The organism is Pricia antarctica, from assembly GCF_900101815.1.
Lineage (GTDB): Bacteria > Bacteroidota > Bacteroidia > Flavobacteriales > Flavobacteriaceae > Pricia > Pricia antarctica.
Genome location: NZ_FNAO01000047.1, coordinates 1 through 1,182, shown reverse-complemented (window position 1 = coordinate 1,182; position 1,182 = coordinate 1). Strand labels below are relative to the sequence as shown.

Annotated in this window: 1 protein-coding gene; it reads right to left on the bottom strand. The window is 29.5% G+C overall.

Going from position 1 to position 1,182, the window contains the following annotated elements:
- Nucleotides 1-325 precede the first annotated feature (325 nt).
- A complete protein-coding gene (locus BLT07_RS20620; RefSeq protein ID WP_091874515.1) occupies nt 326-655 on the bottom strand; it encodes a hypothetical protein in 330 nt (109 codons plus the stop codon).
- Nucleotides 656-1,182 lie beyond the last annotated feature (527 nt).

Genomic DNA, 1,182 nt, shown 5'->3' with positions numbered 1-1,182 from the left:
CATAATAATTTGATTTTAATCTCAAATTATAACCTTAAAAGTGTAAACTATGTCCCTTTAACTTTGTAAAGGATGTCCCTTTAACGTACCAAATGCATCACAACGGCTCGGCTATGAGTAGTTCGGGGCCGGCACGCAGTTAAGTTTCCCCCACGCAAATAGCCAAATCTTTTTGTTTGTCTTTATCTTTTTTTCGCCAAAGCCAAATCCAAAAGATTTGGCGGTGCCGGCAAACACGCCCAAGCCTATCGGCTAAGTAACTGAACCCGAATTACTTATAGCCATTGTTAGAACACGTTTTTATATATTAAATCCATTGTTTTATCTATTTTTCTAGTAATCTAATTTGCGAGATTAATTCAAAATCCGTTGCTTTAAGTTTGTACAAGTCTAATTGCTTTTTGTAATGATTAAATTGTTTAACTGAAAAAGTCAAGTAAAATACAAAGGGTGATAAAAAAGTTAATTTTGAAAAATCGTAAGTGTTCAAAGGTAAATTTGAAAAAATCCAGTTATTTGCTTTCAAATGAAGTAAATAAAAACAACCTATTCCAATAATTATGAGAATAAGCAAAATAAGAATTCTTAATTCCCATTTTCTCATTTCTTGTTTGTAGAATTTAGTGTTTTTCCTTATTTCACTTTTCTTTGCCATCCATTCAATATTTACCTTACAAATTTAGCGACCAACTTTCTGTTAATCAGAGGTATATATGAATAGTTATCAACGTAAAATAGGAATATAAGGCTTATATTATATAAATTAACGACCTATTTTAGGTAAAATACTGTAAATTAGCGGTATGATTTTGGAATATAATCACATATACTATTAAAATGAGCAAAAATGTGAAAATCTTTTTATTGAAAGGAATTTCAATTGATTTCGAAAATGATGTGAAAGAATATAATCGCCTACACAGTGTAATTGGATACTTCACAAATTTAAAAGAACTACATAGTCAATTTGAAAAAGGTTCAATTCAATCATATTCAACAGTATGCAACCATATGAGTGATAAAGGATTTTATAAAACTAAAAATCCTATAATTAGATTTAAAAGGGCTGTTCATAGGTTCAATGAAATAGTTTAGCCCCCTAATAGTTCGGAGTGATATTTCAGATTTCAAAATATACCTTTGAGATATGAAATACAAGAAATGGAGCTTAAAAGAAAAGCT